The sequence below is a fragment of the [Micrococcus luteus] ATCC 49442 genome (genome assembly GCF_010367585.1).
GTDB lineage: Bacteria > Actinomycetota > Actinomycetes > Actinomycetales > Micrococcaceae > Arthrobacter > Arthrobacter luteus_A.
Genome location: NZ_JAAAXP010000001.1, coordinates 493,295 through 519,234 on the forward strand (window position 1 = coordinate 493,295; position 25,940 = coordinate 519,234).

21 protein-coding genes, 1 tRNA gene and 1 riboswitch are annotated in these 25,940 nt (G+C 66.3%); of the genes, 20 read left to right on the top strand and 2 right to left on the bottom strand.

From position 1 onward, the window contains the following. Positions 1-180: 180 nt before the first annotated feature. From ileS to ndk, 4 genes are read left to right on the top strand one after another with little or no spacing between them, the layout of a single operon-like run. Positions 181-3,501 (top strand): isoleucine--tRNA ligase, encoded by a 3,321-nt coding sequence (ileS, locus tag GUV69_RS02295; RefSeq protein ID WP_164199355.1) that lies wholly within the window; start codon positions 181-183, stop codon positions 3,499-3,501. 3 nt (positions 3,502-3,504) lie between these two features. Continuing rightward, positions 3,505-4,863, top strand: a complete 1,359-nt coding sequence (locus tag GUV69_RS02300; protein ID WP_164199357.1) for a bifunctional folylpolyglutamate synthase/dihydrofolate synthase — start codon at positions 3,505-3,507, stop codon at positions 4,861-4,863. Positions 4,864-4,865: 2 nt separating this feature from the next. Beyond that, the gene (locus GUV69_RS02305) at positions 4,866-5,312 is read left to right on the top strand and encodes a DUF4233 domain-containing protein (protein WP_164199359.1); all 447 of its coding nucleotides are present in this window, start codon (positions 4,866-4,868) and stop codon (positions 5,310-5,312) included. Between the two features lie 37 nt (positions 5,313-5,349). Continuing rightward, positions 5,350-5,769, top strand: a complete 420-nt coding sequence (ndk, locus tag GUV69_RS02310) for a nucleoside-diphosphate kinase (protein ID WP_164199361.1) — start codon at positions 5,350-5,352, stop codon at positions 5,767-5,769. 97 nt (positions 5,770-5,866) lie between these two features. Here the strand turns inward: ndk and GUV69_RS02315 are convergent, their stop codons facing one another. Continuing rightward, the gene (locus GUV69_RS02315; protein ID WP_164199363.1) at positions 5,867-6,541 is read right to left on the bottom strand and encodes a vitamin K epoxide reductase family protein; all 675 of its coding nucleotides are present in this window, start codon (positions 6,539-6,541) and stop codon (positions 5,867-5,869) included. A 459-nt stretch (positions 6,542-7,000) separates the two neighbouring features. On the opposite strand from GUV69_RS02315, the gene GUV69_RS02320 reads away from it, so the two are divergent. From GUV69_RS02320 to GUV69_RS02375, 12 genes are all read left to right on the top strand, one after another. Further along, the gene (locus GUV69_RS02320) at positions 7,001-10,369 is read left to right on the top strand and encodes an Rne/Rng family ribonuclease (protein ID WP_164199364.1); all 3,369 of its coding nucleotides are present in this window, start codon (positions 7,001-7,003) and stop codon (positions 10,367-10,369) included. 116 nt (positions 10,370-10,485) lie between these two features. Then, a riboswitch (TPP riboswitch) is annotated at positions 10,486-10,582 on the top strand. 119 nt (positions 10,583-10,701) lie between these two features. After that, positions 10,702-12,177, top strand: a complete 1,476-nt coding sequence (gene thiD, locus GUV69_RS02325; RefSeq protein ID WP_244292828.1) for a bifunctional hydroxymethylpyrimidine kinase/phosphomethylpyrimidine kinase — start codon at positions 10,702-10,704, stop codon at positions 12,175-12,177. A gap of 272 nt (positions 12,178-12,449) precedes the next feature. Further along, positions 12,450-12,758, top strand: a complete 309-nt coding sequence (rplU, locus tag GUV69_RS02330; protein WP_164206145.1) for a 50S ribosomal protein L21 — start codon at positions 12,450-12,452, stop codon at positions 12,756-12,758. Positions 12,759-12,817: 59 nt separating this feature from the next. After that, positions 12,818-13,081, top strand: a complete 264-nt coding sequence (gene rpmA / locus GUV69_RS02335) for a 50S ribosomal protein L27 (protein WP_009372867.1) — start codon at positions 12,818-12,820, stop codon at positions 13,079-13,081. A gap of 115 nt (positions 13,082-13,196) precedes the next feature. Beyond that, a complete protein-coding gene (obgE, locus tag GUV69_RS02340) occupies positions 13,197-14,786 on the top strand; it encodes a GTPase ObgE (RefSeq protein ID WP_164199366.1) in 1,590 nt (529 codons plus the stop codon). Next, positions 14,776-15,927: a glutamate 5-kinase gene (gene proB, locus GUV69_RS02345; protein ID WP_164199368.1), complete on the top strand. Its 1,152-nt coding sequence runs from the start codon at positions 14,776-14,778 to the stop codon at positions 15,925-15,927. The genes obgE and proB overlap by 11 nt, the downstream gene beginning before the upstream one ends. 26 nt (positions 15,928-15,953) lie before the next feature. Beyond that, entirely contained in the window at positions 15,954-17,330 is a 1,377-nt protein-coding gene (locus GUV69_RS02350; protein WP_164199371.1) for a glutamate-5-semialdehyde dehydrogenase, read from the top strand. 75 nt (positions 17,331-17,405) lie between these two features. Beyond that, positions 17,406-17,639, top strand: coding sequence for a hypothetical protein (locus GUV69_RS02355; protein ID WP_164199373.1), 234 nt, complete (start codon positions 17,406-17,408; stop codon positions 17,637-17,639). 37 nt (positions 17,640-17,676) lie between these two features. Further along, positions 17,677-18,306, top strand: a complete 630-nt coding sequence (gene nadD, locus GUV69_RS02360; RefSeq protein ID WP_255527092.1) for a nicotinate-nucleotide adenylyltransferase — start codon at positions 17,677-17,679, stop codon at positions 18,304-18,306. A gap of 7 nt (positions 18,307-18,313) precedes the next feature. Next, the gene (locus GUV69_RS02365) at positions 18,314-19,723 is read left to right on the top strand and encodes a hypothetical protein (protein WP_164199375.1); all 1,410 of its coding nucleotides are present in this window, start codon (positions 18,314-18,316) and stop codon (positions 19,721-19,723) included. Positions 19,724-19,770: 47 nt separating this feature from the next. After that, positions 19,771-20,172, top strand: a complete 402-nt coding sequence (rsfS, locus tag GUV69_RS02370; RefSeq protein ID WP_164199377.1) for a ribosome silencing factor — start codon at positions 19,771-19,773, stop codon at positions 20,170-20,172. A 100-nt stretch (positions 20,173-20,272) separates the two neighbouring features. Continuing rightward, positions 20,273-20,348 (top strand) — tRNA-Ala (locus GUV69_RS02375). Between the two features lie 123 nt (positions 20,349-20,471). On the opposite strand, the gene GUV69_RS02380 is transcribed toward GUV69_RS02375, so the two are convergent. Further along, the gene (locus GUV69_RS02380; RefSeq protein ID WP_164199379.1) at positions 20,472-21,779 is read right to left on the bottom strand and encodes an SAM-dependent methyltransferase; all 1,308 of its coding nucleotides are present in this window, start codon (positions 21,777-21,779) and stop codon (positions 20,472-20,474) included. Positions 21,780-21,863: 84 nt separating this feature from the next. Between GUV69_RS02380 and GUV69_RS02385 the strand changes: the two genes are divergently transcribed. The 4 genes from GUV69_RS02385 (at position 21,864) to GUV69_RS02400 (ending at position 25,860) form a co-directional block, all read left to right on the top strand. Continuing rightward, positions 21,864-22,217, top strand: coding sequence for a zinc ribbon domain-containing protein YjdM (locus tag GUV69_RS02385; protein WP_223883685.1), 354 nt, complete (start codon positions 21,864-21,866; stop codon positions 22,215-22,217). Between the two features lie 19 nt (positions 22,218-22,236). Next, the gene (locus GUV69_RS02390; protein WP_164199383.1) at positions 22,237-23,295 is read left to right on the top strand and encodes an FAD-dependent oxidoreductase; all 1,059 of its coding nucleotides are present in this window, start codon (positions 22,237-22,239) and stop codon (positions 23,293-23,295) included. Positions 23,296-23,356: 61 nt separating this feature from the next. Then, positions 23,357-24,499: a class I SAM-dependent methyltransferase gene (locus GUV69_RS02395; protein WP_244292592.1), complete on the top strand. Its 1,143-nt coding sequence runs from the start codon at positions 23,357-23,359 to the stop codon at positions 24,497-24,499. 158 nt (positions 24,500-24,657) lie between these two features. Then, positions 24,658-25,860, top strand: a complete 1,203-nt coding sequence (locus GUV69_RS02400; protein ID WP_164199385.1) for an ROK family transcriptional regulator — start codon at positions 24,658-24,660, stop codon at positions 25,858-25,860. The last annotated feature ends 80 nt before the right edge of the window (positions 25,861-25,940 follow it).

The window sequence follows — 25,940 nt, forward strand, 5'->3', positions numbered from 1 at the left end:
GCTGTAATGAGCGGCCGGCAACTCCACTTCTCCTTCGCGGAGCGGATGGAATGCCGGTAAGTGAGGTGGTACCGCGGTAAGCGTGCAGTCATACGACTGCACAGGAGCCGTCCTCGCATCCTGAACGGAACCATCCAGCAACGGCTGGCCGGTTCACCAGCTCAACCCAGGATGTCGAGAATGACGTATTACCCCAAAGCCTCAGCCACTGCTGCAAACGGCGCTGCCGCCGGCGTCTCCCACTCCGTGAAGTTCCCGGAGATCGAAGAGCGCATCCTCAAGTACTGGGACCAGGACGGCACCTTCCAGGCCAGCATCGACCAGCGCAGCGCGGACGCCCCGGGCGGGGAACCCGGCAGCAACGAATTCGTCTTCTACGATGGCCCGCCGTTCGCCAACGGGCTCCCGCACTACGGCCACCTGCTGACCGGCTACGCCAAGGACCTGGTGGGCCGCTACCAGACCCAGCGCGGCCGCCGTGTTGAACGCCGCTTCGGCTGGGACACCCACGGCCTGCCCGCCGAGCTGGAAGCCATGAAGCAGCTGGGCATGACGGACAAGACCCAGATCGAAGCCATGGGCATCGATAAGTTCAACGACGCCTGCCGCGCTTCGGTGATGAAGTACGCGGACGAGTGGAAGAGCTACGTCACCCGCCAGGCCCGCTGGGTGGACTTCGACAACGACTACAAAACACTCAACGTCGAGTACATGGAGTCCGTCCTCTGGGCCTTTAAGCAGCTGCACGAGAAGGGCCTGACCTACAACGGCTACCGCGTGCTGCCGTACTGCTGGAAGGACGAGACGCCGCTGTCCAACCATGAACTGCGCATGGACGACGACGTCTACAAGAACCGCCAGGACCAGACCGTCACGGTCACCTTCCCCATCACCGCAGGGGAGTCGGCGCTGTCGCAGCAGCTTGCGGGTGTGCAGGCGCTCGCCTGGACCACCACCCCCTGGACGCTGCCCACCAACCTGGCGCTCGCCGTCGGGCCCGCAATCACCTACGCCGTGCTCCCCGCCGGACCCAACGGCATCAAGGCCGCGTCGCCGGACGCACCGGTCACCGGCAGCTTCCTGCTGGCCGCGGACCTGCTGGCCACGTACGCCAAGGACCTGGGCTACGAGGACGCTGACGCCGCTGAGGCAGCCGTGACGTCCACCCACACCGGTGCGGACCTTGAAGGCCTGCAGTACCAGCCGCTCTGGAACGACTTCAGCGACACCGAAAAATTCGGTACACAGAACGCCTGGCGCTTCCTCGTGGCCGATTACGTCACCACCACCGACGGCACCGGCATCGTCCACCAGGCTCCCGCCTATGGTGAAGACGACCAGAAGGTCTGTGAAGAGGCCGGCATCCCCGTGGTCCTGTCCGTGGACGAGGGCGCAAAGTTCCTGCCGCTCTTCAGCCACGGCGAACTTCATGACATCGTTGGCCTGCAGGTCTTCGAAGCCAACAAGCCGATCACCCAGGTGCTCCGCGCGCAGGGCCGGCTGGTCCGCCAGGCCAGCTACGAACACAGCTACCCGCACTGCTGGCGCTGCCGCAACCCCTTGATCTACCGCGCCGTGTCCTCCTGGTACGTGGAAGTCACCAAGTTCAAGGACCGCATGTCCGAACTGAACCAGGACATCAACTGGATCCCGGGCAACGTCAAGGACGGCCAGTTCGGCAAGTGGCTGGCCAACGCCCGCGACTGGTCCATCAGCCGCAACCGGTACTGGGGCAGCCCCATCCCGGTATGGCAGTCCAGCGACCCCGAATTCCCGCGCACCGACGTCTACGGCTCCCTCGCCGAGATCGAAGCCGACTTCGGCCGCCTGCCGCTGAACAAGGCCGGCCAGGTCGACCTGCACCGCCCCTTCATCGATGAACTGACGCGCCCCAACCCGGACGATCCCCGGACCCCCGAAGAAGGGCAGTCCGTGATGCGGCGCGTCGAGGACGTCCTGGACGTCTGGTTCGACTCCGGCTCCATGCCTTACGGCCAGGTGCATTACCCGTTCCAGAACGAGGCCTGGTTCGATACCCACAACCCGGCCGACTTCATCGTGGAGTACATCGGCCAGACCCGCGGCTGGTTCTACATGCTGCACATCCTGTCCACCGCGCTGTTGGACCGGCCGGCGTTCCGCAACGTCATCAGCCACGGCATTGTGCTGGGCTCCGACGGTCAGAAGATGTCCAAGAGCCTGCGGAATTACCCGGACGTCTCCGAGGTCCTGGACCGCGACGGCTCCGACGCCATGCGCTGGTTCCTGATGTCCAGTCCCATCCTCCGTGGCGGCAACCTCGTGGTCACCGAGCAGGGAATCCGCGACGGCGTCCGGCAGGTTATCCTGCCGCTGTGGAATGTGTACAGCTTCTTTACGCTGTACACGAACGCCGCCGATGGCGGCTCCGGGTACGACGCGAAGCTCCGCTACGACGGTTACGCCGACACGCTGGACCAGTACCTGCTGGCCAACACCGGTGACCTGGTCCGCAACATGACCGCCCAGCTGGACAGCTACGACATCTCCGGTGCCTGCGACGAGCTGCGCAGCTACCTGGACATGCTCACCAACTGGTACGTCCGCCGCAGCCGCCAGCGCTTCTTCGATGAAAGCGCCGACGCGTTCGACGCGCTCTACACCGCCCTGGAAACCGTCTCCCGCGTGGCCGCCCCGTTGCTGCCGCTGGTCTCCGAGGAGATCTGGCGCGGCCTGACCGGCGGCCGTTCCGTGCACCTGGCCGACTGGCCCGAAGCGGAGCTCTTCCCGTCGAACGCTTCGCTGGTGGAAGCGATGGACCGCGTGCAGCAGATCTGCTCCACCGGGTCCTCACTCCGCAAGGCAGCGAACCTTCGCGTCCGCCTGCCGCTGCAGGAACTGACTGTGGTGGCACCCGGCGCGGATGCGCTGGAAGGTTTCGCCGCCGTCGTCGCCGATGAACTGAACATCCGGTCCGTCCGCCTGCTCGACGCCGGGAACGCTTCTCCGGAGGAGTTTGGCATCGAGCAGAAACTGGTGGTCAACGCCCGGGCAGCCGGGCCGCGCCTCGGCAAAAACGTCCAGCAGGCCATCAAGGGCTCGAAGTCGGGTGACTGGTCTGTCTCCGATGAGGGTGTTGTCACCGCGGGCGGCCTGGAACTGGAACCGCAGGAGTACAGCCTGGAAACCGTGGTGGCAGAGTCCGCGGACGGCGCCGGATCCCGGGCGGCCGCCGTGCTGCCGGGCGGGGGGTTTGTGGTGCTCAACACCGGGGTCACGCCGGAGCTTGAAGCCGAAGGAACCGCCCGCGACATGGTCCGTGCCATTCAGCAGGCACGCAAGGACGCCGGGCTGAACGTCAGCGACCGCATCCGGACAAGCGTCACTGCCACCCAGGCCGTGCTTGATGCCCTCCTGGCCAATGCCGAACTGGTCAAGACCGAAACCTTGACCCTTGCGCTGGACACCGTCCCGGCAGAGTTCGGCGACCCCCGCATTACCGTCGAAAAGACAGAGGCCTAGGATATGACCGACGAATTCTCCGTAGAGAGTGTCTACGCCGAACTGCTGGGCCGTGCGCCCGAAAACAAGATGGAGCCGCGCCTGGCGCCGTTGTTCCGCGCCATGGATGTGCTGGGGGAGCCCAACAAGGCGTTCCCGATCATCCATGTGACCGGAACCAACGGCAAAACGTCCACGGCACGGATGATCGAAGCCGGGCTGCGTGCCCACGGCCTGAGCACGGGCCGCTACACCAGCCCGCACCTGTCCAAGGTCACCGAACGGATCAGCATCGACGGCCATCCCGTATCGGATGAAACGTTTGTGCGGATCTGGGATGAGATCCGCCCCTACCTGCAGATCGTGGATTCCGAGCTGGAAGCCGCGGGGGAGCCCAGGCTCACCTACTTTGAATGCCTGACCATCCTGGGGTTTGCCATCTTCGCCGACCAGCCAGTCAACGTGGCAGTCATCGAAGTGGGCCTTGGCGGCATCACTGATGCCACCAACGTGGGCGACGGCCAGGTCTCGGTGATCACACCCATCTCGCTGGACCACACAGACCTGCTGGGGGACACCACAGAGGACATCGCGTACGAAAAGGCCGGCATCATCAAGCCCGGCGGCTACCTCATCAGCGCGTCCCAGCCGGTGGATGCCGCCCAGGTCCTGCTGGAAAAGGCCAAGGACGTGGCAGTACCGTTCCGGTTCGAGGGCGTGGAATTCGGCGTTGAATCCCGGACCGTAGCCGTGGGCGGGCAGGTGGTCAGCATCCAGGGCATCGCCGGTCGCTACCCCGACCTGCTGCTCCCGCTGCACGGTGCCCACCAGGCCCAGAACGCGGCCGTGGCCGTTGCGGCGCTCGAGGCCTTCTTCGGCGGGGAAATAGAACTGGACGCCGAAGTGCTGCAGGAAGCATTCGCTTCGGTCACCTCACCGGGCCGGCTCGAAGTTGTCCGGACGGCCCCCACCATCATCGTGGACGCCGCGCACAACCCGGACGGCATCAGGGTCTCCGCCGAGGCCATCCAGGAGGCTTTCACGTTCACCCGGCTCGTTCCGGTGGTGGGTGTCCTCAAGGAAAAGGACGCGGAAGAGATTCTGCGTCAGCTCAAGGAATCCCTGGGCGACATGGCCGAGGAATACTGCTTCACCCAGTCCAACTCCCCGCGGGCTGTACCTGCGGCAGAACTGGCGGAACTGGCCGTGGAGATGGGCTTCGGCGAAGACAACATCCACATCGCGGAGAAGCTCGATGACGCCCTGGAATGGGCCGTGGAGCGTGCCGAAGCCAACGATGACCTGTCCGGCGGCGTGCTGGTGACCGGTTCCATCACCCTGGTGGCAGAGGCGCGGATCCTGCTCGGAAAGACGGAGGCCTAGCCATGGCCAAGCTGACAAAAGCCCAGCGTGAATGGCGTCCGGGGATGCCCAGGAAGCGCCGTTCCACCAAGGTGATGTTTGCCTCCACGGTCCTGCTGCTCGAGGCGTTTGTGGTCTTTTTTGCCACCCTGGCCGTGTTCGGCCTCAAACGCGGTGAATTTCCGCCCGCCCTGATCCTGGGAACCGGCATCGCCCTCAGCCTGATCATGATCTTTGCCTGTGCGGTGCTGTCCCGGCCGTGGGGTGTGGGCCTGGGCTGGATCCTGCAGATTGTCCTGATCCTCACCGGAATCGTGGAACCCATGATGTTCCTGGTGGGCGGCATGTTCGGCCTGGCCTGGTGGTACGGGATCCGCACCGGCATCCGGCTCGACTCGGAGTCCGCGCAGCGCGAACGCGAACAGGCGGAATGGAACGCGGCGCACGGGGACACCCCGCCGGCCTCGTAGACTTGTCCCGAAACCCCCACCAAGTATTGGAGCAACCGTGAGCATTGAGCGCACCCTCGTTTTGATCAAGCCCGACGGCGTGGCCCGCAACCTCAGCGGCGCGATCCTCAGCCGCATCGAGGCCAAGGGATACACCCTGGCCGAGCTGAAGAAGGTGGACGCCACCCGCGAACTCCTGGAGCAGCACTACGAGGAGCACGTGGGCAAGCCGTTTTACGAGCCGCTGGTGGAATTCATGCTGAGCGGTCCCGTAGTGGCGGCGATCTTCGAAGGCCACCGCGTCATTGAAGGCTTCCGGTCCCTGGCCGGAACCACCGATCCCACCACGGCCGCTCCGGGTACCATCCGTGGCGACTTCGGCCGCGACTGGGGCCTGAAGGTCCAGCAGAACCTGGTCCACGGCTCCGATTCCGTGGACTCGGCCGAGCGCGAAATTAAGATCTGGTTCCAGGACTAGGACCTGGACCCTCCCGCCTCGTCGAGGTGACAGAAAAGGCCAATGTCCTGCGCGGACACTGGCCTTTTCTGTCACCTCGTTCCGGTGGCGGTTGCTCCTAGAAGCCCGAGGTTCCGGCGAACACCTGGATGAAGGCGAAGAAAATGGTGGCGATCACCGCAACGTAGAGCAGCGCGGTGATGATCCAGCCCGAATCGCCCAGGACACGTGCGGCGCCTGCGGGTGCGGGGATGATCCCGTGGCTGACGTTCCGGATGGTCACCCAGACAAACAGCGGAATCATGGCTGCCCACACCACCATGCAGAACGGGCAGAGGATGTGGATTTCGTACAGGGCCTGGGACCACAGCCACACCACAAACGCGAAGCCGAGGGTGACGCCGGCCTGAAGGCCCGCCCAGTACCACCGCGCGAACGTGGCGCCGGACAGCAGGGCCATCCCCGCCGTGATGATGATGGCGAACGCCACGATCCCGATGAACATGTTGGGGAACCCGAAAACCGAGCTCTGCCACGTCTGCATCACCTGGCCGCAGGAGATCCACGGATTCACATCGCAGACAGTGGTGTGGTTGGGATCCTTGAGGACCTCGAGCTTCTCAAGGACCAGGGTTCCCGAGGCCAGCCAGCCGATGGCACCGGTAATGACCATGAGCCAGCCCAGGGGCCGGTTGCGCGTCATGAGCGGAACGCTGGAGGACTGTGCGGTCAATGTCCCTGCCGCGGGGGAGGCTGCCGGCGTATCGGTGCCGTGCGGGGAAATGCTGGGCATGGTGTAGCGTCCTTTGCTTCGGGTGCTCCTCGCCCGATTGTAACGCCGGCACCTGAAGACTGTTTTCAGCGGCTCAGGCCCGCTGCACATTTGCGGATCGGATACCCCGGCCTCCGCGGCGTTTCAGTGCGGGTATGAGAGAATGAACGTGGCTGGAGGCCGACCCACATTCGGACTCCGGTCCGGTGGCTTGTTTCAAGACCGCCAATGATGAGCAGGGCAGGCTTCGGATTCTCTGATCCGGTTTCCCGCAACTCCATTGGTCGGCACCTGGTTGTGGCGTGTAGAACAACGGGTTTCAGGACACAGCCGACGGCTCCCACGGGCTGCCGCACCCCAATGCCGGTGCGAACCTGGGAGTATCCACTTGACTTCTGTCAACGCCTGCGGGTTTTGACAATATGTGCCCCAATGGGTGCCGGATGTGGCGGTACGTCAGGGGCAGGAGTGTTGCCACATATGGAAAATGAACACGTACCAGCCGTTAACGTTGAAGCAACGGCCCCCGAAGCCGCCGAAGCGCCCAAAAGGGCAGTGAGGACGCGGCGTAAAGCAGCGCCGAAGGCCGCCGACGCCGCAGCACCGGCTGACGCCGGGAACCTCACCGACGCCGGGGAACAGCGCGACGCCGAGACCGCTGCCGTCCTTGAGGCAGTGGCTGTGGTGGAGGTTGCACCGGAAACCAAAACTCCCGTTCGCCGGACGCGTGCCCGCAAGAAGCCGGAGGGCGCGGAGCCGCTGCCCGCCTTCGCCGGCGACGCCACCGAAGCACCGGCTGCAGCAGCGGGCGCCTCTGCCGTTGAGCCCGCAGCCGATGCCCCGGCAGCCGAAGGGGAAGCCGACGCAAAGCCCGTCCGCCGCCGTCGGGTAGCCACCCGCAAAACCTCAGCGCCGGACGTTGCGGCGCTGGATGTCGTCGCCGTGCCGGCGGAAGAAGCGGCCCCTGCCGCCGTTGCCCCGCAGGCCGGGGCGGCGCCCGAAGCCGCCGCCGCAGCAACTCCTGAAGCAGCTGCCCCTGCACCGGCCCCGGCGGCCGCAGAAACTCCGGCCCCGGCCGCCGCTCCGGCGGAAGAGCCTGCCGCCGCGCCTGCCAGCCCCTTCGGTTCGCTGTTCCTGGAGCCGGGTTCGGCCACGTCCGTCCTCTTCCAGGCCCCCGACCTGACCACTGTTGTCCGTCCTGCTCCCGCCGCAGCTGCGGAAGAGCCGGAAGAGGACGACGCCGAAGAAGGCGAAGCGGATGACGCCAACAGCCGCCGCAGGCGCCGCAGCCGTGGCCGCCGCGGGCGCACGCGCACCGGCGAGAACGAAGCTGACGCCGACGCCGAGGGTTCCGACGGCGACCAGGACGGTGGCGCTGAAGACGAGGACGAGTCCACCGGCCAGGCTGACGAAGGAGTGACGTCCCGCCGTCGCCGCCGCCGCCGCCGTGGCGACCAGGATCTTGAACTGACCGGTGGAGAGGGCGACGATCCGCCCAACACCGTGACCCGGGTCCGCGCGCCGCGCGCCGTGACCGAGGCGCCCGTCAACAACCGCGTGACCAGCGTCAAGGGTTCCACCCGGCTCGAAGCGAAGAAGCAGCGCCGCCGCGAATCCCGCGACACGGGCCGCCGCCGCACCGTCATCACCGAGGCGGAGTTCCTGGCGCGCCGGGAATCAGTGGACCGGCAGATGATCGTCCGCCAGCGCGACGACAGAATCCAGATCGGCGTCCTCGAAGACGGCGTCCTGGCCGAGCACTTTGTTTCCAAGACGCAGCAGGACTCTCTGATCGGCAACGTCTACCTTGGCAAGGTGCAGAACGTGCTGCCCTCCATGGAGGCGGCGTTCGTTGACATCGGACGCGGCCGCAACGCCGTGCTGTACGCCGGTGAAGTCAACTGGGAATCCGTCAACCTCGAAGGCAAGCAGCGCCGGATCGAGAACGCGCTGAAATCAGGCGACACCGTCCTGGTGCAGGTCACCAAGGACCCGGTCGGCCACAAGGGCGCACGCCTGACCAGCCAGATCTCCCTCCCGGGCCGTTATCTCGTCTACGTTCCCGGCGGCTCCATGACGGGCATCTCCCGCAAGCTGCCCGACGTCGAACGCAACCGCCTCAAGCGCATCCTCAAGGACCGCCTGCCCGAGCATGCCGGTGTGATTGTCCGCACGGCTGCCGAGGGTGCCTCCGAGGAGGAACTCACCCACGACATCAACCGCCTGCGGGCGCAGTGGGAGGGCATCGAAAGCCAGTCCACATCCACCAAAGTGCTGGCGCCGGAACTGCTCTACGGCGAACCGGACCTCACCATCAAGGTGGTCCGCGACGTCTTCAACGAGGACTTCTCCAAGCTCATCGTCTCCGGTGAAGAGGCCTGGGACACCATCGAGGCCTATGTCACGTACGTTGCCCCGGACCTGGTGGGCCGGCTGGAGAAGTGGACCAAGGACCAGGACATCTTCGCCGCCTGGCGGATCGACGAGCAGATCCACAAGGCCCTGGAACGCAAGGTCTTCCTGCCCTCCGGCGGGTCGCTGGTCATTGACCGGACCGAAGCCATGACCGTGGTGGACGTCAACACCGGCAAGTTCACCGGCAGCGGCGGAAACCTCGAGGAAACCGTCACCAAGAACAACCTCGAAGCGGCCGAAGAAGTAGTCCGCCAGCTCCGCCTCCGCGACATCGGCGGCATCATTGTCATCGACTTCATCGACATGGTCCTTGAGTCCAACCGCGACCTGGTGCTCCGCCGCATGGTGGAATGCCTGGGCCGTGACCGCACCAAGCACCAGGTGGCCGAGGTGACCTCCCTGGGACTGGTGCAGATGACACGCAAGCGCATGGGCACAGGACTCCTGGAAGTCTTCGGCGAGCAGTGCGAAACCTGCGCTGGCCGCGGAATCGTCACCCACGACGATCCTGTGGAGCACCGCCGCGCCAACACTGTCGCCGCCGAGCACCACGTGCAGCGCACGGACAGCCGCCCGGACACCCAGCGGATGGACAGCCAGCGCAGCGACACCCAGCGTCCGGACGCACAGCAGGGCGGCCGGACCGACCGGAAGCGCCGCCGCGGCCGTGGCGGCCAGCCCCTGGAGGTGGCACCGGCAGCTCCGGTGCAGATCCACACGGTCCACCCGGACCCCAGCGACGCCGAGCGCCACGCCAAGGCGGAGGCCACGCGGGCAGCTCTGGCCAATATTGCGGCCGCAGCACACGCGGCCCACCTGCATGACGACGAAGTAGCCCAGGCTGCTGCGGCGGCCCGGGCCGCCGGCACGGAGGCCCCCGCCCCTGCGCCGGAACGGTCGGAAGGTGAAATTACCGGCCGCCCGGCCGCCGTGCTGACTTTCGGCGGTGAACAGGTAGTGCTGCCGTTCGTGGAGCACCATGAGGATCAGCCGCAAGCCCCTGCCCTGACCCTTGACCGCCTGGCGGAGGCCTTCGCCAGGCTCGGCGGTCCGGCCCCTGAAACCGAAAGCGGTCAGGAGGCAAGCCAGCCCGCCGAGGTCAGGCAGGCAGAGCCGGAAGTGAGCCGGCAGGCCGTCAGCGCGCCCGCTGCAGCCCCTGCCCGCCAGGTTCCCGCCGTTGTTGAACGGGACTACTCGGATCACACCCAGCAGCCCGCCACCCGACGGCCGCGGCGGAACCGCAGTGCCAGCCGGGCCCAGGGCGCAGCCAATGCCACCACGGTGGAGCATCACGAAGCTGTCCCTGCAGCCGCGGCCGGGCACACGCACGCGGCCAAGGCGCCGGAGCCCGCCAAGGCTCCCGCAAGTGCCAAGCCGGTCGAAACCAGCGCGCCGATCATCCTGGGTGTAGGGGTTCCTGCCTCAGAACTCTGATCCTCCGCCGGACATAGGTCGGGATGCCCGGACACGCCCTTCATTGGGGGCGCGTCCGGGCATTCTACGTCCCGGCTTCATCTTCGGGCGGTGGCACCAAAGAAAGGCTAGGCTGGGTGACTGACACGGGGTGCCGGCAGAAAGCCGGCTGAGATCCAGACCCGTAGAACCTGTCCGGTTAGCACCGGCGAAGGGATGTCTCCTTGGCTTCGACTTATGTCCTTCCTCCCGCAACCCCCGATTTTCCAGCGGCCCTGCCGCCACTGACTACCCCGGGACCAGCAGCCCCGGCTGCCGGCCCCGCCTTTGCGCCATCGGGCGCAGCGGATGTTCTGACCCATACTCCGCGGGTGTTGTCCATTGCCGGCTCGGATCCGTCCGGGGGAGCCGGGATCCAGGCTGACCTCAAAAGCATTGCCGCCATGGGCGGTTACGGCATGGCAGCCATCACCGCTTTGACGGTTCAAAACACACTCGGCGTCCAGGCAGTCCACGTTCCCCCCGCTGCGTTCCTGCGCCAGCAGCTTGACGCCATCAGCGACGACATCACCATCGATGCAGTCAAGATCGGCATGCTGGGCAACGCGGAGGTGATCGATGCGGTCCGCAGCTGGCTGGAAAAGGTACGTCCCGCCGTCGTGGTCCTCGATCCGGTGATGGTGGCAACCAGTGGAGACCGGCTGCTGCAGGAGCCGGCCGAGACGGCCATGCGGGCCCTGCTGCCGCTTGCGGACCTGATTACACCAAACCTTGCGGAGCTCGCCATCCTGGCAGGGGAGTCCCATGCCCGGGACTGGGCGGAGGCGCTGGAGCAGGGAAAACGGTTGGCCGCGGCTACCGGCGCCACGGTCCTGGTTAAGGGAGGCCATCTCGACGGCGACACGTGCCCTGATGCCCTGGTCAACGCCGGGGGACTGCTTTCCCGGCCGGTTGTGGAAGTGACGGGAGACAGGATCGCCACGCGCAACAGTCATGGCACGGGCTGCTCGCTGTCCTCGGCCATGGCAACTGCACAGGCCAGGCTGGGGGATTGGGAGGCGTCCCTGCTGCTGGTGAAGCCGTGGCTTGCCGGCGCGCTGCGGGCATCCGGCCAACTGGGGGTCGGCGGCGGCAACGGCCCGGTCCACCACTTCCACCATGTACAGCAGCCTCCCGCTGCCGGGGAATTCGCTGCACTCCTGCAGCGGACGGCGGCCCCTTACCTGGAGGCCATCTACGGGCTGGAATTCATCCGCGACCTGACGGCCGGCTCGCTGGCAGAGGAACAGTTCGCCTACTACCTCGCCCAGGATGCCATCTACCTCAACGGCTATTCACGGGTTCTTGCCCGCGCCAGCGCTCTGGCGCCGACAGAAGCCGCGCAGCTGTTCTGGGCCAGGTCTGCCCAGCAATGCCTTGAAGTCGAATCCGAACTGCACCGCAACTGGCTCAGCACCCGCACCGTGGAGCACGTCCTGGGCCCGGTCACCAAGTCCTATGTGGACCATCTGCTGGCCGCCTCAGCCTCCGGCAGCTACGGAGTTGCGGTGGCGGCCCTCCTGCCGTGTTTCTGGCTGTACGCCGAGGCGGGCAAGACACTCCACGCCCGGTTCCTTGCGGCAGGCGCTCCGGCGGAGCACCCTTATGCCGAATGGCTGCGGACGTACGCGGACGAGGATTTCGCGCAGGCCACGCGGGACGCGATCGCCTTGGTTGACGACGCCGGACGAAAGGCCTCCGGGGACGAGCGGGCTGCCATGGTTCAGGCCTTCAAGCACTCAAGCCGGTTCGAAGTGGAGTTCTTCGACGCGCCGCGGCTGCATGCCTGAACGCCGAAGGGCCACGCAGCCGGTACGATAGTCGGGCACGGTTTCGGATTGTCAGTGTTGTTCCCACCAGTGGGACCTATCACAGTCAAACGGCCGTAACCAGCCTCATTTGCGGCCGAAGGCGAAATTAGCGTATTCTAGATCTTCGGTGCTTACGCCAACACTTGGGTTACGACCCCACGGCGTTGAGGCACAGCGGGAACCCAGTCAAACATTGGCCCAGGTTCCGCACGCAAATCTAGTAATAAACGTCGAGAGAAGTGAGTTCCCAAGTGGTGTACGCGATTGTCCGCGCAGGCGGCCGGCAAGAGAAGGTTTCCGTTGGAGACTTCGTTACCATGAACCGCGTCCCCGGTGGAGCCGGCAGCACCATTCAGCTGCCCGCACTGCTCCTGGTAGACGGTGACAAGGTCACCTCCGCCGCTGCGGACCTGGCCAAGGTAACTGTTACGGCTGAGATCCTCGATGACCTCCGTGGTCCGAAGATCGTCATCCAGAAGTTCAAGAACAAGACCGGTTACAAGAAGCGCCAGGGTCACCGTCAGGAACTGACCAAGGTCAAGATCACTGGTATCAAGTAACCTTCGTTACTGTTCAGGTTTTCAGCAGATTCCCCAGAATTTAGAGGCAGGCATTTCAAATGGCACATAAAAAAGGCGCGAGTTCCACTCGCAACGGTCGTGACTCCAACGCCCAGTACCTCGGCGTCAAGCGCTTCGGCGGCCAGGTAGTTTCCGCTGGCGAGATCATCGTCCGCCAGCGCGGCACCCACTTCCACCCGGGCGCCGGCGTTGGCCGTGGCGGAGACGACACCCTGTTCGCACTGACCCCGGGAGCTGTCGAGTTCGGCACCCGCCGCGGTCGCCGCGTCGTCAACATCGTTGCTGCTGCAGCTGCAGAGTAACTCATAGTTCTGAAGCGGTGGGGCGGGCCATTTGGTCCGCTCCACTGTTCTTTTAACCGCATTACAATCATCTTGGCGCCTAGGGCGTCCAGGAAACAGCACTGAGGAGATCCACGTGGCGAGCTTTGTAGACCGGGTAGTACTGCATGTATCCGGCGGTACCGGCGGCCACGGCTGTGTCTCCGTGCACCGGGAGAAGTTCAAGCCTCTCGGCGGTCCCGACGGCGGCAACGGCGGTGACGGCGGCGACGTCATCCTCCGCGTTGACCACCAGACCACCACACTGCTGGACTACCACCACGCCCCGCACCGGCACGCCACCAACGGCGGCCCGGGCATGGGTGACTGGCGCGGCGGCAAAAGCGGCGAAACCCTGATCCTGCCGGTCCCGGACGGCACCGTGGTCAAGGCCAAGGACGGAACCGTCCTTGCCGACCTCGTCGGCGAAGGCGCCGAATACGTAGCAGCCGCCGGCGGCCAGGGCGGCCTCGGCAACGCCTCACTGTCCTCGCAGAAGCGCCGTGCCCCGGGCTTTGCCCTGCTGGGCATCGAGGGTGACGCCGCTGACATCGTGCTGGAACTGAAGTCCATTGCAGACATTGCCCTGGTGGGTTTCCCCTCTGCCGGCAAGTCCAGCCTGATCGCGGCAATGTCCGCTGCCAGGCCCAAGATTGCCGATTACCCGTTCACCACGCTGATCCCCAACCTTGGCGTTGTCCAGGCCGGCGACGTCCGTTTCACCATCGCTGACGTTCCCGGCCTCATTGAAGGTGCCAGCGAAGGCAAGGGCCTGGGCCACCACTTCCTGCGCCACGTGGAGCGCTGTGCCGCGCTGGTGCACGTGCTTGACTGCGGCACCCTCGAAGCAGACCGCGACCCGCTTTCGGACCTTGCCATCATCGAAGCTGAACTGGAAAAGTACGCCGTGGACATGAGCTACGCAGGCCAGGACGGCGAGGTTGTACCCCTGAACCACCGGCCGCGCCTCGTCGCCCTGAACAAGGTGGACCTGCCGGACGGCAAGGACATGGCCGAATTCGTCCGCCCCGAACTGGAATCACGCGGCTACCGGGTCTTCGAGATCTCTGCCACCAGCCACGAGGGCCTCCGCCAGCTGGGCTTTGCCATGGCGGAAATCGTCCAGGCCGCCCGCGACGCCCTTGCGGCTGCCCCGCCGAAGGTCCAGCCGCCTGTCCTGCGGCCCCGTGCCGTGAACGAGTCCGGCTTCAAGATCCGCCGCGAGGAAAAGAACCTCGAACCGCTGTTCCGGGTCCTCGGCGACAAGCCCGTGCGCTGGGTCAAGCAGACCGACTTCACCAACGAGGAAGCCATTGGCTACCTCGCGGACCGGCTCGCCAAGCTGGGTGTGGAAAACGAACTCTTCAAGCAGGGCGCCAAGCCGGGCGACACCGTGGTGATCGGCGAGGACGACGGCGTGGTCTTCGACTGGGAGCCCACCATGATGGCCGGTGCGGAACTGCTCGCTGCCCCCCGCGGCACCGACGTCCGCTTTGCGGATATCGGCGACCGCCCCACCCGCGGGCAGAAGCGCGAAGAGCAGCAGGAACGCAAGGATGCCAAGGCAGCCGCCCGCGCCGAGCTCGAAGCAGAGCGCAAGGCCGGGATCTGGACGGAATCGGTCAGCAGCCGCCGGGTTGCCAAGCCGCTCAAGGAGAGTGGACTGGGCGCAGACGATGACCAGTAGCGCCGCCACCGCGGTGCCGCACCCGCGGACCGCGGACCGCAGCGTGCTCGCGCATGCCCGCAGGATCGTTGTTAAGGTCGGTTCGTCGTCGCTCACCAGCATCAAGGGCGGTATCTCCGAGGAAGCGCTCACCGCCCTGGCCGATGCCCTTGCCACTAAGCGCAACGCCGGTGCGGAGATTATCCTGGTGTCCTCCGGCGCCATCGCGGCAGGCCTGGCACCGCTTGGCCTGGCCAAGCGGCCCCGGGACCTGGCCACGCAGCAGGCCGCGGCCAGCGTGGGGCAGGGCCTGCTGATGGCCCGGTACACCCAGGCGTTCGGCGCGCACGGCGTGACGGTCAGCCAGGTGCTGCTCACGGCGGACGACCTGATGCGCCGCAGCCAGCACACCAATGCCTTCCGCGCCTTGGACCGCCTCCTCAACCTCGGCGTGGTCCCGGTAGTCAACGAAAACGACACCGTGGCCACCCACGAGATCCGCTTCGGGGACAACGACCGCCTGGCGGCCCTTGTGGCGCACCTGGTCCGTGCTGACGCGCTGGTGCTGCTCTCCGACGTCGACTCCCTCTACGACGGTCCGCCGTCGCACGGTGCCAAGCGGATTCCCCTCGTGGAAGGTCCGCACGACCTCGACGGCGTCATCATCGGCAAGGCCGGGAAAGCCGGGGTGGGCACCGGCGGCATGACCACCAAGGTGGAAGCCGCAACGATTGCGGCCGGCTCCGGCATCCATGCGCTGGTCACCTCCACCGCCAACGCAGCAGCCGCGCTGGCCGGCGAGGACGTAGGCACCTGGTTCACCGTCAACGGGGCACGCAAACCCGTGCGCCTGCTCTGGCTCGCGCACCTGGCCTCCGTCCACGGCAAACTGATTCTCGACGACGGCGCCGTCAAGGCAGTGCGCCACCGCCGCACCTCGCTGCTCCCGGCCGGCATCTCCGCCGTGGACGGCGATTTCGAGGCCGGCGACGCCGTCGAGATGGTCAGTGCCGACGGCACCGTCATTGCCCGGGGACTGGTCAACTACTCCGCGGCTGAACTGCCCCAGATGCTGGGCCGGTCCACCAAGGAACTGGGCAAGGCACTGGGCCGCGGCTACGACCGTGAAGTTGTTCACGTTGATGACCTGGTGCTGGTCTGAGCCCGCAACTCGCCTAAACTTGGATCATGACTGAGGCACTGACCCACACCACTGCTGCGACTTCCGGCGACAACACCGCAGTTTCCGCTGCCACCGTGGAGCCGGAGCTGACCTCGCCGGAGACGGGAGTGCCGCAGTCGCCGCAGGATGTGGAGGCCGCTGTCCATGCCATCGCGGACCGCTCCAGGCACGCCGCCCGGCGTATGTCGCGGGCAAACCGGGCGTGGAAGGACCGTGGCCTGCGTGCCATCGGGGCCGCCCTGCTGGAACAAAAGCGCCTCATCCTCGCAGCCAATGCCAAGGACGTAGCGGCCGGCAAGGCCAACGGCACGTCCGCGGCCATGCTGGACCGCCTTACACTGACTGACGCCCGGATTACCGGACTCGTGGATGCCCTGGAGAACCTCGCCAACCTGCCGGACCCCGTGGGCAATGTGGTCCGCGGCCAGACCCTGCCCAACGGCCTGCGCCTGCGCCAGGTCAACGTGCCCATGGGTGTGGTGGCCGCCATCTACGAGGCCCGCCCCAACGTCACAGTAGATATTGCCGGCCTCGCACTGAAGAGCGGAAACGCCGTTATCCTCCGCGGCGGTACCGCCGCGGCAGCCACGAACGAGGCCCTTGTCCAGGTTCTCCGGGACGCCCTGGACAGCGTGGGCCTGCCCGCCGATGCCGTGCAGACGGTGGACCAGTACGGCCGTGAAGGTGCCAACGCCCTGATGCGAGCCCGCGGGCGGGTGGATGTCCTGATTCCCCGGGGCGGCCGGGACCTGATCCAGTCCGTAGTGTTGAACGCGGCCGTGCCGGTCATCGAAACGGGTGAAGGCAACGTGCATATCTTCATTGACGAATCCGCTTCCGAGGACATGGCGGTGGAGATCCTCCTGAATGCCAAGACCCAGCGGCCAAGCGTCTGCAACACCGTAGAGACGCTCCTGGTCCACTCCCGGTCCACCGTCCTGCCAGCCGTTGCCGCCGCGCTTCGTGGCGCCGGTGTCACGCTGCACGCCGACGAGCGGATCCGCGCCGCACTGCCTTCCTCCATCGAATCCACTCCAGCCTCGGACGAGGACTGGGCAACGGAGTACATGGACCTCGACCTGGCTGTGGCTATGGTGGACAGCCTGGATGACGCCGTCAGGCACATCCGCACGTGGTCCACCGGCCACACCGAAGCCATCCTCACCAATGACCTAGCCAACGCGGAGCGGTTCATCGCCGAGGTGGATTCGGCTGCCGTGATCGTCAACGCCTCCACACGCTTTACCGACGGCGGAGAGCTGGGACTCGGTGCCGAAGTGGGCATCTCCACGCAGAAACTGCACGCCCGCGGCCCGATGGGCCTGACCGAGCTCACCACCACAAAGTGGATCGTGCAGGGCGAGGGCCAAGTCCGCGGGTAGCAACGCGGTAACATAGACAGAAGTCCGGAACGGCGGGAAGATCCGCTGCCACATCCTTGAACCCTAGGGGAGAAAATGCTGCTCCAGCAGATCGCCATGACCGTTGCCGCAGAAGGCGAAGAACACGAACTTGCCCCGCTCTGGGCCGATCCGTGGGTTTTCGGGATCGTCATGTTTGCCATCCTGCTGGCCATGATGTTCGTCACGCTGTCCTACTCCAACCTGGGCAACCGGCACACGGCCACGGAAGAACACGCTGATCCGCACCGCCAGCACCCCAACAAGCACGATCACGGCCAGGGCCACTAACATTTCCCGTGTTCTGAACCGCGGTGCGCAAAGGCGGCTGCGGCTGGGCGTGATGGGTGGGACGTTCGATCCCATCCACCACGGCCACCTCGTGGCAGCAAGCGAAGTGGCTGACAAGTTCGGCCTGGATGAAGTGGTGTTTGTCCCTACCGGGCAGCCGTGGCAAAAAACGCACAAGCATGTCAGCGAGCCCGAGCATCGCTATCTGATGACGGTGATCGCCACGGCATCAAACCCGCGCTTCACCGTGAGCCGGGTGGATATTGACCGGCCGGGTCCCACGTATACCATTGATACCTTGCGCGACCTCCGGACCCAGCGTCCGGATGCCGACCTGTTCTTTATCACCGGTGCCGATGCCCTGGCGCAGATCCTGTCCTGGAAAGACATCGACGAGTTGTGGTCGCTGGCGCATTTTGTCGGTGTGACCCGTCCCGGGCACGTTCTCGACGGCATGGGCCGGGAAGACGTCAGCCTTCTGGAGGTGCCTGCCATGGCCATTTCCTCTACCGACTGCCGTGCGCGGGTCGCCGGGAACAACCCCGTCTGGTACCTCGTGCCGGACGGTGTGGTGCAGTACATCGCCAAATACGGACTGTACGCCGAGGGAACACAGCCCAAAGATGTCCGAACAACCGAAACAGACGAGCCAGCCAGTACTGAATGAGTTCTCAATGAGTCAGGAACAGCCCCCCGTCCGCAGCCGCCGCGAATTGCGGCAGGCCAGAGATGAGAAGCCGGCTACCGGCCCGACGGGCCCGGGCCAGGTTTCGCCTGCCTCAAAACAACGGCGAGCAGCCGACGCCCCCGTGGACTCTGTCCCGGAACAGTCCCAGGCCCAGCGGTCCTCGCAGATCCGTGCCCGCGACCGTGCCGCACTGCGCACCATTAAGGAACTTGAGGAGAAGGAAGGGCAGCTTTCTGCCGGCGGCCCTCCCACGCGCAGGCAGTTGCGGCTCCAGCAGCTTAAAGAACAGGCTGTCACGTCGGCCAACCCCATCATTCCGGCCCCGATGGGCAAGCCGCTGCTATCCACGGGCAAGCCGGTTCCTGCCCCGATGGGGCAGCCGCTTTCCTCCACGGGCCAGCCGATTCCTGCCCCGATGGGCAAGCCGCTTCCTGGATCCGCCGGTCCCTCCGGCCCCGTCGGGTCCCCGGCGATCGCCAAACCGGCGCCCGCAGGATCCGGCAAGGGTCCGGGCATTCCGGAGGGCATGAGCGTGGAGCAGGCACTCGCGGCCCGCACCCTAATTGCCGAGCAGGCCAAGAACCAGCTGGCCAAGATGGAGCATATCGCCTCCCTCGACCCCGAAGCCGTGGACCCGGACATCCTGGCCGAACAGATCGCGCTTGCCGAGCGGGCTGCTGTCCTGAACCGCCGGGCCATGGCCAAGCAGAAGCTGGCCGAGCAAGCCGCACCACCTGCATCGCAGGCCCCGGCCGTCCGGGGCACACCGCCGCAGGCCGTAGCCGCACAGCAGGCAAGCGCAAAGCCTGTAAGCGTGCAGCCGGCAAACCCGAAGCCCGTAAGCGCCAGGCCTGTAAGTGCAAAGCCCGTAAGCGCACAGCCGGCAAAAGGCCAGTCAGGGCCGGCCACCGCTGACAACCTCGCCATGGTGACACCGCTTGAATTTGTCCAGGTACCCGGCGTCGACAGGCCGGTGATGAAGCCCCCGGCAACGTCCTACGTACCGGTTCAGACCCAGCCGGGAGTCAAAGTCCGGCCGGGTGCCAAAAACCGCCGGCAGTCCGCCGCGTCCAGGCAGTCGGCTGCTGCTCCTGGCGCTCCGGCAGGCCGTTCCCGGGTCATCGCCCGGGCCGAAGCCGCCGCCCGTGCCGCCACCGAGCCCAAGCGAATAATTCCCGCTGCCCCGGACGCCCGGGCGGGGGAGTCTGACGACCTCTTCGCGGACCTGCCCCGCATCCCGGCCCGGTCCGCCCATGGCCTGGAACCGCTGGATGCGGCCACGGCAGGGCTGGCCCGCGCCAACCGGCTCAGGCTCATGCAGGTCCTGGTCCTGGCCTTCGGGATCGTGGCCCTCATTTCCGGCGTCATCCTCATCGCCAGCGGCATGCCCCGCTGACCGGCTGCGCCCCCTTTACGAAGCTTTAGAAAACTACAAGGAGTCCCGTGACTGCATCAGATTCATCCATCGCCATAGCCCGCCACGCCGCCAAGGCCGCTGCGGACAAGATCGCCCACGATATCGTGGCGCTCGACGTGAGCGAACGCCTTGCCCTGGCGGACGTCTTCCTCATCGCCTCAGCGCCCAGCGAACGCCAGGTCAACGCGATTGTGGACGGCATCGAGGAAGAACTCTCCAAGCAGGACCTCCGTCCCGTCCGCCGCGAGGGCCGTTCCGGCGGACGCTGGGTGCTGCTTGACTACTCGGACATCGTCATCCACGTCCAGCATGAAGAGGACCGCGTCTTCTACGCCCTGGAGCGCCTCTGGAAGGACTGCCCCGTCGTTGACCTGCAGCTTGCCGACGACGCTTCAGCCAAGGCTTCGGCCGCTGCTGAAAGCGAATAAGAGGCCCTCACGGTCCCGAATATGCCCGATTTGGAATTTTCGGAAACGGTGATCTAAGATATTTGAGTTGCTTCGGAGATCACCGGAGCGGCGAAGGTCCGGGGCTGTGGCGCAGCTGGTAGCGCACCTGCATGGCATGCAGGGGGTCAGGGGTTCGAGTCCCCTCAGCTCCACCAAACAGGACACAGTGTCCACCCAAAAGAGCCACCCCGCGGGGTGGCTCTTCTGGTTTGCCGGCTCTTTTGGCTAGCCGGCTACTGTGGCTGCAGCCGCAAATCCGGCTGCCCGTCACCAGCGTTCTAGATCCAGTCCGTTCGGCGCAGCGGCGGCGGGCCCCCGCCGGCACGCTGCACCAGGATCTGGTTCACGCCCGTAAGGCCGGTTTCAAAGCCCAGGGCGCTCGATGCCATGTACAGCCGCCAGACCCTCGCCCGCCCCAGGCTGGTCAGCCTGACGGTTTCGTCCCAGTTCGTCTCCAGCCGGCGCACCCACGCGCGAAGGGTCAGGGCGTAGTGCCGGCGCAGCGCCTCGACGTCCAGTACCTCGAATCCGCCGGATTCCAGTGCGGTGACCATCTCGCCGAGGCTGAGCATCTCGCCGTCCGGGAACACGTAGCGCGGAATAAACGAGTCCGGGTCAGGCTTGGTGCGTCCTGCGTTCCAGGAGATGGCGTGGTTGAGCAGCCGGCCACCCGGACGGAGCAGCCCATGCAGCGTCTCCACGTAGCGGGGCGTCTGTTCCCGGCCGACGTGTTCGGACATGCCTATGGAGCTGATCGCATCGAAGGGTCCGTCGGAGATGTCCCGGTAATCCTGGACGCGAATATCGATGTTCTCCGTCAGCCCGGCATCCGCCGCCCGCTTTCGGGCATGCACTGCCTGCTCCGCGGACAGGGTTACGCCCACCACTGTGACGCCGTACTGCTGTGCGGCATGCAGGGCAAAGCTGCCCCAGCCGCAGCCCACGTCCAGGACCCTCATCCCGGGTTTGAGGCCAAGCTTCCGGCAGACCAGGTCCAGCTTGGCCGTCTGGGCTCCGTCCAGTCCGGCCGCAAGCCCGATGTTGTCAGCGGAGGAACCTTCGTCCCACACGGCGCACGAGTAGACCATCGACCCGCCCAGCACGAGGGCATAAAAGTCGTTGCCGACGTCGTAATGGTGCGAGATCGCCGCAGCGTCCCGCCGCCGCGTATGAAGCCGGCCCTTTCGGGCGACTCTTGCCTCCTCCGGCGGCGGCGCGGGGTTAGGGCCCAAGGCTCCCAGCCGGACGGCCGCACTGACCAACGTGCCCAGTTCGCGCGGGGTCAGGGGCCGGAATGGGCCGGGTTCGGAAAACTTGCCTGCTGAGCTCAGCGCTGTGAAGGCCTCAAAGATGTCACCCGGCGCATCGATGTCCCCGGCCACGTACGCCCGGCTCAGCCCCAGCTGCCCGGGCGACCACAGGATCCGGCGCAGCGCCCGGCGCGACCTGAACTCAAGGATGGGCGCGTTGGGCGGACCTGCCTCGGAACCGTCCCATGCGCGCAGCCGGAGCGGGATTCCGGACGTCCCCAGGACGATTCCCAACGCTTTGGCCAGCAGCGATGCTGCTCCGTTGTCTCTTGCCATGGTCTGCGCCTTTCTACCGGTATGGCCCAACAGTACGACGGCGGCGCGCCCCTGTCAGTGCACCGCCCCGATTATCATGGGGGAGTGAATGAGTCCCTGCCGCCGTGCCCCGAGTGTGCCAGTACCTACGCGTATGAGATGGGTGCACTCCTGGTGTGCCCCGAGTGCGGCCACGAGTGGTCAGCCGAATCAGCCGCGGAAGCGGAAGAGGCCGGACCGCGGGTGATCAAGGATGCCGTGGGCAACGTGCTCGCTGACGGCGACACTGTCACGGTGATCAAGGACCTGAAAATCAAGGGCAGCTCCAGCGTCATCAAGGTGGGGACCAAGGTGCGTGGCATCAGGCTGATGGACGGCGTGGGCGATCATGACATCGACTGCAAAGTGGACGGTGTGGGGCCCATGCAGCTCAAATCCTCCGTGGTGAAGAAGGTCTAGCGGAACCGGCAGGCAAACCATGAAAGACGCAAGCACCGATGTTGTGGTCATCGGCGCGGGGCAGGCGGGCCTGTCGGCCGCCTACCATCTGCAGCGCCGGGGACTTGAATACACGGTACTCGACGCAGAGCAGGGCCCGGGCGGTGCGTGGCGGCATCGCTGGAAAAGCCTGGTGATGGCAACGGTCAACGGCATCAGCGACCTTCCCGGAATCGCGAAGCCCGACGTGGACCCCGCCGAACCCAGCTCTGAATTCCTGAGCAGGTACTTCGGCGGCTACGAGCGCGAAGTCGGGATCGAGGTCTTTCGACCGGTCAAAGTCAGCTCCGTTGCCAGGGAAGATACGGATCCGGCCGGAAACCTGCGCGTCAGTTCCGACCGCGGCGGGTGGTCCGCGAAGGCCGTCATCAACGCCACCGGCACCTGGACCCGGCCGTTCTGGCCCATCTACCCGGGCCGCTCCACTTTCCTGGGCCGGCAGCTGCACGTGGCCGACTACGTCTCAGCTGAGGAGTTCCGCGGGCTGCACGTCATCGTTGTCGGCGGCGGTATTTCCGCTGTCGGGCTGCTGGACGAGATCTCGCAGGTCACCACCACGAGCTGGTTCACACGGCGCGAACCGGACTGGCGGGACGCGACGTTCGACGCCCAGGCCGGGCACAACGCCGTTGCCCTCGTGGAAGAACGCGTGCGGCAGGGACTGCCGCCGCAGAGTGTTGTGGCGGTGACCGGGCTCATCCGGACTCCCGCCCTGCGCGCGGCAGAAAAGCGCGGGGCGCTTGAGCGTCGGCCCATGTTCACAGCCATCGAGCCCGACGGCGTCCGGCTCACCGATGGCAGCCTGCTCCGGGCGGACGTCATCCTGTCGGCCACGGGGTTCCGGGCCGAGCTGGAACACCTCGCGCCGTTGCACCTCCGCGGTCCCGGCGGCGGAATCGCCATGGACGGCACCCAGGTGGCAGCCGAACCGCGCGTGCACCTGGTGGGCTACGGCCCGTCGTCGTCCACCATCGGCGCCAACCGGGCGGGCCGGGCGGCCGTGGCCGCCATCCTCAAGCTCCCCGCGCTGCAGCCCTGAACGCCCGCCAAGCAGCGCACCACAAACACACATCAACCAGAACAACGACGGCAGGAACCACGTGGCAGAGAACAGCCTTGAAGACATCTTCGGCATGCTCAGGCGGTACCCGGACGTCGAAGCGCCCAACCTTCAGGCTTGGGACGCAACGGACAGGCTCCTGCTTGAAGCCGCAGCCGGCCGCGTGGGTCCGGACAGCAGCCTGGCGGTGATCGGCGACCGTTACGGCGCCCTGACCCTCGGCGCGCTGGGCACGCTCGGAGTCCGGCGGGTCCGCGTGCATGAGGACCTCATCACGGGAGAACGGGCCCTGCAGAACAATGCCGGTGCCCTGGGGCTGGCAGGCTTTGAGCAGTTGCCGCTGGGGGCGGAGCTGCTCGCCGGTGCACAGACCGTGCTGCTGCAGCTTCCCCGGACCCTGGCGGAACTCGAAGAAATCGCCGCTGCCGTGGCCCGGCACGCCGCCCCGGATGTTGTGCTCCTTGCCGGTGGACGCATCAAGCACATGTCGATGGGGATGAATGCGGTGCTGGAGCGCCACTTCCAGGATGTCCGGCCGCAGTTGGCGCGGCAGAAGTCCAGGCTCCTCATCGCCGCCGGAGCGGTCCGGGAGGGCAGCCCCGGGCACCCCGCCGTCGGGCATTCCACTCTTGAACACATCGCCGAACTGGACCTGGATGTTGAAGTACACGGCGCCGTGTTCGCCGGCGCGAGGCTGGACATCGGCACCAGGTTCCTGCTGACGTTCCTCCCGGAAATGCCCGCCGCACGGCATGCCATCGACCTGGGCTGCGGTTCCGGGATCCTGGCTGCCATGTATGCCCGCCAGAACCCCGGAGCACGCGTCACGGCCACGGACCGGTCAGCCGCCGCCGTCGCCTCGGCGCTGGGCACCGCACGTGCCAACGGCCTGGCGGAGAGGATCACCACGCTCCAGGATGACGCCATGAGCACTTTGCCCGATGCCAGTGCCGATCTGGTCCTGCTGAATCCGCCGTTCCACCTGGGGGCAAGCATGCATGCCGGCGCCGGGATCAAGCTCTTCGAGGCAGCTGCCAGGGTACTGGCGCCCGGCGGTGAACTGTGGACGGTGTTCAACCGCCACCTTCAGTACCTCCCGGCGCTGGAGCGGCTGGTGGGCCCCACCACCGTCAAGGGCAGCAACCCGAAATTCACCGTGGCGGTCAGCGCCAGGCGCCCCTAGCCACGGGCCCGCTGCGCGGCCTGCCTCCGGCTCTGGGCGTGCGTCAGGCGGTAACGTACCATTCAGACATCATCACTACGAGGCCGCTAACCATAGGGGAGACCGTGCCAGAAACTCGCCAGCCCTCGGCGCCACGGCGCGGTACCAACCTGCCGCGCATGGGGGACTTTAACCTCACAGTGATTCTCGATGCCATTCGCCGGTCAGCCGGTGGCCTCAGCCGTGTTGAGCTCGCCCAGATCGTCGGGCTTTCGCCGCAGACCATTTCCAATATCTCGCGCCGTTTGCTGGACCAGCACCTGATTGTCGAAGCCGGCAAGGAAGGCAGCGGTCCCGGCAAGCCGCGCACCATGCTCCGGCTCAACCCGGCGGGCATGTATGCGGTCGGGGTGCACCTGGACCCTGCCGTGACAACCTTCGTGGTCCTGGACCTGGTGGGCTCCGTGGTCCAGCACTCCCGGATCAAAACACCCGGCGGGAACGATCCTGCCGCCGTGATCGCAACCATGGCCACCGAGATTGAGCAGCTGGTCGCCGGGTCCGGCGTCGACACCAGCAGGATCGCCGGCCTGGGCCTCGCCGCTCCCGGGCCGATCGACCTCGATCACGGCACCGTGGTGGACCCGCCGCTGCTGCCCGGCTGGGACCGCGTGGAACTCCGGGACGCCCTGGGCAAGGCCACCGGCTACTCCGTCCTCGTGGACAAGGACGTCACCAGCGCCGCCGTGGCCGAAACGTGGGCCGGCGGCCCCAGCGGCGCGGGCAGCTTTGTGTTTATGTACATGGGCACCGGCATCGGCTGCGGCATTGTGCTCAACGACGAAGTGGTGCGCGGAACGTCGGGGAACGCCGGCGAGATCGGCCATATCATCGTGGACCCTGACGGCCCGGCCTGTGACTGCGGCCTGCGGGGCTGCGTGAAGTCATCGGCCATCCCGCAGGTTCTGGTGGCTGAGGCCATCGAGGCTGGCATTCTTGACGGCCCGGGAAAGCACACCAGCGGAGCTGAGGTGCAGCAGAGCTTCGCGCAGTTGTGCGACCTCGCTGATGCCGGAGACGCCAGGGCCCTGGCCATCATCGACAAGTCTGCCGTGCTCGTTGCCCGGGCAGTTTCCGTGGTCACCAACACGCTCGATGTGGAGCGGGTGGTATTCGGGGGCCCCTTCTGGAGCCGGATCGCGGACCGCTACCTGGAGAAGATCCCGGCCCTGGTGGACGCCAGCAGCGCCGCCCGCCAGATCCATACCATCGAGGTTGTCGGCACAGGTGTCGGTGAGGACGTGGGCGCCATTGGTGCTGCCTGCCTGGTCCTGGAACATACCCTCGCGCCCCGGGCGCAAAGGCTTCTCCTGGAGGTCTGAACGGGGGCTTCTTGCCTGTGGCGGGAGCCCCATCTAGCATGTGGATATCACCGCGGCTGGGGGCCCGCAGTCAAAGGGGA

Excerpts from the sequence above, each read along its gene's own strand:
- ileS (WP_164199355.1), top strand. The coding sequence starts at position 181 with ATGACGTATTACCCCAAAGCCTCAGCCACTGCTGCAAACGGCGCTGCC.
- GUV69_RS02300 (WP_164199357.1), top strand. The coding sequence starts at position 3,505 with ATGACCGACGAATTCTCCGTAGAGAGTGTCTACGCCGAACTGCTGGGC.
- GUV69_RS02305 (WP_164199359.1), top strand. The coding sequence starts at position 4,866 with ATGGCCAAGCTGACAAAAGCCCAGCGTGAATGGCGTCCGGGGATGCCC.
- GUV69_RS02315 (WP_164199363.1), bottom strand. The coding sequence starts at position 6,541 with ATGCCCAGCATTTCCCCGCACGGCACCGATACGCCGGCAGCCTCCCCC.
- GUV69_RS02320 (WP_164199364.1), top strand. The coding sequence starts at position 7,001 with ATGGAAAATGAACACGTACCAGCCGTTAACGTTGAAGCAACGGCCCCC.
- rpmA (WP_009372867.1), top strand. The coding sequence starts at position 12,818 with ATGGCACATAAAAAAGGCGCGAGTTCCACTCGCAACGGTCGTGACTCC.
- proB (WP_164199368.1), top strand. The coding sequence starts at position 14,776 with ATGACCAGTAGCGCCGCCACCGCGGTGCCGCACCCGCGGACCGCGGAC.
- GUV69_RS02350 (WP_164199371.1), top strand. The coding sequence starts at position 15,954 with ATGACTGAGGCACTGACCCACACCACTGCTGCGACTTCCGGCGACAAC.
- GUV69_RS02355 (WP_164199373.1), top strand. The coding sequence starts at position 17,406 with ATGCTGCTCCAGCAGATCGCCATGACCGTTGCCGCAGAAGGCGAAGAA.
- GUV69_RS02365 (WP_164199375.1), top strand. The coding sequence starts at position 18,314 with ATGAGTCAGGAACAGCCCCCCGTCCGCAGCCGCCGCGAATTGCGGCAG.
- GUV69_RS02380 (WP_164199379.1), bottom strand. The coding sequence starts at position 21,779 with ATGGCAAGAGACAACGGAGCAGCATCGCTGCTGGCCAAAGCGTTGGGA.
- GUV69_RS02390 (WP_164199383.1), top strand. The coding sequence starts at position 22,237 with ATGAAAGACGCAAGCACCGATGTTGTGGTCATCGGCGCGGGGCAGGCG.
- GUV69_RS02400 (WP_164199385.1), top strand. The coding sequence starts at position 24,658 with ATGGGGGACTTTAACCTCACAGTGATTCTCGATGCCATTCGCCGGTCA.